A 4136-nucleotide genomic window follows, 5' to 3' on the forward strand; every position below is an offset into this window, starting at 1 on the left:
GCCCTCAATGCGAACTGCTTGATCCTTCAGTACCCGGCCACTGCGCACATCCACCACATGCACGTTGGTGAAAAGCAGACTGTCTGCAAGGGCACTTGTAGCCAGCAGAAGCGCCAAGCTAAAAGCGCTAAACCACTTGCCGCACAACCTGTTGACTGAGGTTCTTGATTGCATAGCCTTAATTCCCCTTTTTTCGGCGTCTCGCGCTACCAGAGTCCCATCCGATTGAATACCCAGATAATGGCCACGCAATTCAGCAGCGTGACCTGGACGAGAATCCCGAGGTTCCAGATATAGGATTTGGAGCGGTTTTCGTGCATGACCTCGCGGTCGTTCAGCAGCAGGAAGAAAGACCAACCGACGACATTGTTGGTCACGGACAGCAGCGCTGCGATGACGATAATTAGCAGGATCGGGCTGGGCAGAAACGCGCCGAACAGTGCAACCTGTGGCATCAGGATGCAGAGTTTCCAGCGCAGGCTGCTGACATCGGGCTCCCACTCAAAGATCTCGTGCATGGCCATGGCGCAGATAACGCCCAACATCACTGATGTGGTAATCGGTACCGCGAGAAACCCGATCATGAATGCCAGGGCCGCGAGTTGTTCCCCGAGCAGCGGCACTAGCGCCGCGGAGAGGGCCGCGGCGGTTTCCGGCAGGTCACTGTTCCCGTGGAGGGTCGCAGCGAAAACTGACACCACGATAAAAGAAACTACGATAAAGGGCAGTGCCAGGCCTACCACGGTATCGACGCGGGCCAGTTTCTCGTGCTTGGGGCCCCAGCCCTTGGCCAGGCCGGCGTAATGGTAGAACACCCAGTCGGCGACGCCGATGGCCGCTGCGGACGAGGCAATGAAAATATCGATCCCCTGCTGGCCACTGGGCAACCATGGAACAAAGAAGCCATGTAGTGCTGCGGGCCAGTCGACGCCGACCACCACCAGGCAGGCCCCGAAGCAGAAGACCATGAGCAGCAGCGCACCCTTCATGAAATTCTCGACAAACACCACCCCGCGGCTGCCACGGCCGTAACGCAATGAAATCCAGGCAGTGAGCGCAACGTAGAGTGGCCAGTTCCAGGACTGGGGCAGGTGTACTCCCACCCGCTCGCCAATAGACTCGATAAGGTGTGTGCCCAGCGCGACCTGGCCAAAGTTGAAAATGATCGCGATGGAGAGCAAACCGATGGCCCCGGTCAGGATTTTGGCCATGAACCAGCCGTGGCGCTCGCGCTGCTTCTGAATGATGCGGAAGCCGCCATGGGTGGTAAAGCGCGCCATGGCCGCCATCATGAACAGGCCCGACACCATCGCTACCCAAGTGACCCAAAGCAGTTTGTAGCCAAACGCCGCACCGGAGAGCATGGCGGAGGTGAGGGTGCCGGCGCCGAGCGTCGCCGCCGCCGCCATGAACCCGGGGCCTCCGAGCTTCATATAGCCAAACAGGCGATGGGGAAGCGGTTTCTCGGCGAGGCTGTCGAGGTAGGCGGCCTCGGCGTCGAGTTGCTCTACCGGTATGGCATCCGCCAGCGGATAAATCCGGTTGCCATAATGTTCCTGCTGTTCCGTGGGCCTGTCGCTCATTATTCTGTGGTCCCCTTGAATACCGTTATGCCGGGTTGGCTTCGCGCCAGCGGGCGATGACGTCACACACGCGTTCGAAATCTCCCTCGGCATGATCCGCAAACACAGACAGGCGAATCATCCCGCCCGGGCCAGCGGCAATGTAGTTGCTGTGTAATACGTAAATGTCCTCAGCAAACAGCGCCGCCTGCAAACCACGCATGTGTGCAAAGTCGCCCTCGGCAAAAGCCGCGATGGCCGCCGGCGTCTCCGGCACCTGCAGGCCCAGCGCCCGCAGTCGCGCTCTCAAGGCGGAGGCCTTGTTGCGCAGGGACGCGGCGAGGTCGGGTGTCTCCCGAACCAGGTCCAGCGCCGCGGCGGAAACCAGCGCGGAGATCGGCGAGCCCGGGGAGGAGCCGCGCAGGGCCCGGGTGGCCCGCGCCCTGGCTACCTGTTGCTCGCTGCCGACAAACACGGAACCTTGGCCACAGAGCCCCTTGCTCAGGGTGGTGCCGACATGCGCCCGCGGGCCCAACCCGAAGTGATCAACCGCGCCGCGTGCCCGTGGACCGACTACGCCCGCAGCGTGGGATTCATCTATAAACAGGCAACCGTCCCGGGCTTCCGCAAGCGCGTAGTAATGATCCAGCGGTGGCAGTTCGCCGGTGGTGGCAAAGACGCCGTCGGAGACAATCAGCGGTCTCTGCCCCGCCAGTTCGTCCAGCACACGCTCGAGATCCGCGACATCCCCGTGGCGAAAGGTTTTCACCGGCGCGTCACTCAGCGTGGCTGCGTCGGCCAGGCACCAGTGCGCCATCTCATCCAGCACCAGCACATCGTAGTCGGGCCGCAGCCCGGCAAAACCTGCGGCCCCGATCAGGTAGCCGGAGGGCAGGTATGCAGCGGTCTCAGTGCCATAGAAGGCCGCGGCAGCGGCCTCCACACGCTCGAAGGGTTCGTCGAAGCCGCCGTAATCACGGACCAGGTAGCGGGAGAACAATGCGCCGTCGTCAATTGCCCGGCGCGCGGCATCCCGCAGCTCCGGCCGCTCGCCGAGGGCGAGGTAGTTGCAGCCGGCGAAATTCAGATAGGGCTCGCCATCCACCAGCAGGCTACGACCGCCGCCACCGGCAATGCGACGGGTGCCCAGCAGCGGTTCAGCTGCTGTCATAGCGCCGCCTCGCGCTGGGCATCCAGCGCCGCTTCCAGTTCGGCAAAGCTGTGCCAGCGCCCGGCGAGGAAAACGCCCTCCAGCTCCCACAGCGCCGACAGGTCTTCCAGCGGATTGGCGTCGAGCAGGATGAGGTCCGCGCGCTTGCCCACGGCAACCGTGCCCCGATCATCGGCAACCCCAAGATAGCGTGCCGGCGCGCTGGTGGCCGCCTCCAGTGCCTTGAAGGAAGACAAGCCGGCCTCCCCGAAGCTCTGGATCTCGTCGATGACCGTGAAGCCGGGAACATAGCCCGGAATCACCGAGTCCGTGCCCACCAACAGGCCGCCGCCGGCGTCACTGAGCGCCTTGATGAACTCGAGCATCGCGGGATAGGCCTCGCGCAGGGCGTCCCGCGACTCCGGCGGGAAAATCGCATCGAGGCCGGCCATGCCCTGCATTTCCTGCTGCAGCGCCGGCAGGAGACGGGAGAAGCGCGGGTGCTCAATGACGGCGGCGCGGGCGGCCGGGTCAAACAGCATGCGGTTGACCGCCAGCGTCGGCGTGTTCCAGACCCCGGCCGCGACAGTCTTCGCGACCAGTTCGTCGCGCCGCTGCGGCGTCATGCGATTCCAGGAGCTGAAGCGTTCCCGGGAACGACCACCATCTGCCCAGAGGCTGTCTACCGGAACACCATCGAAATCATAGCCGCGCAGGTGCTCAACGGACGTGATACCCGAGGCCAGCGTGGCATCGATTCCAATATCGAAGGGGACATGACCCATGACCGGCATGTCATGCTGCCTGGCTGCTGCCATGATCGCGTCGAACACCGCGGGGGAGACCGTGTGGTAGATCTTCAATCCCCAGTAGCCTTCGTCGGCATAGCCGGCAACCATAGGCTCGATGGCTGCCGGATCAATCACCTTGACCGTGAAGTCCCAGACGTTGCGCTCGCCCTCAAAGATCGGGCTGGCGACGAACAGGTCCGGACCGATCCACTCTCCGGAGCGGACGCGGGCGCGATGCTGGAAGTGGCCGGGGGAACCAGCCGCATCGCGCAGCAGCGTGACGCCGGTCGCGGCATAGACAAGCAGCTGCTCCCGCGCCATGGCAGTGGACGACGCTTCCTGTCCCTCGTCACTGATACCGTAAATGTGAGCGTGCATGTCTGCGAGCCCTGGCATGAGGTAGCGCCCTGTCCCCTCAATCCGCCTGGCATCGGATGGCACTGTGACCGTTCCCGCATCACCCAGCGCGACAATCCGGTCATCCGCGATCAACACCGTCTGGTCGTTCAGAACCCGAGGTGTGTCCATGGGAATCACCGATACACCGGTGATGGCGGTGTACCGAACCGCAGACTGCCCGGCCAGTGCCTGCGATGCAGTCAGGGCCTGCCCCAGCAGCGCGGCCGTAAAGCA

Annotated in this window: 3 protein-coding genes; all 3 read right to left on the reverse strand. The window is 63.3% G+C overall.

All coding sequences use genetic code 11. The annotated features are described in order from the left end of the window. Positions 1-206: 206 nt before the first annotated feature. Positions 207-1583 (reverse strand): divalent metal cation transporter, encoded by a 1377-nt coding sequence (locus tag RJQ10_RS18665; protein WP_350148952.1) that lies wholly within the window; start codon positions 1581-1583, stop codon positions 207-209. Positions 1584-1608: 25 nt separating this feature from the next. Next, positions 1609-2733: an aminotransferase class I/II-fold pyridoxal phosphate-dependent enzyme gene (locus RJQ10_RS18670; RefSeq protein ID WP_350148953.1), complete on the reverse strand. Its 1125-nt coding sequence runs from the start codon at positions 2731-2733 to the stop codon at positions 1609-1611. Beyond that, positions 2730-4136: amidohydrolase family protein (locus RJQ10_RS18675; protein ID WP_350148954.1), on the reverse strand; the 1407-nt coding region annotated here is incomplete at its 5' end. The genes RJQ10_RS18675 and RJQ10_RS18670, both read right to left, overlap by 4 nt.

Origin of the sequence: Haliea sp., assembly GCF_040222615.1 — a bacterium.
In the GTDB taxonomy this organism is placed as follows: Bacteria; Pseudomonadota; Gammaproteobacteria; order Pseudomonadales; family Halieaceae; genus Haliea.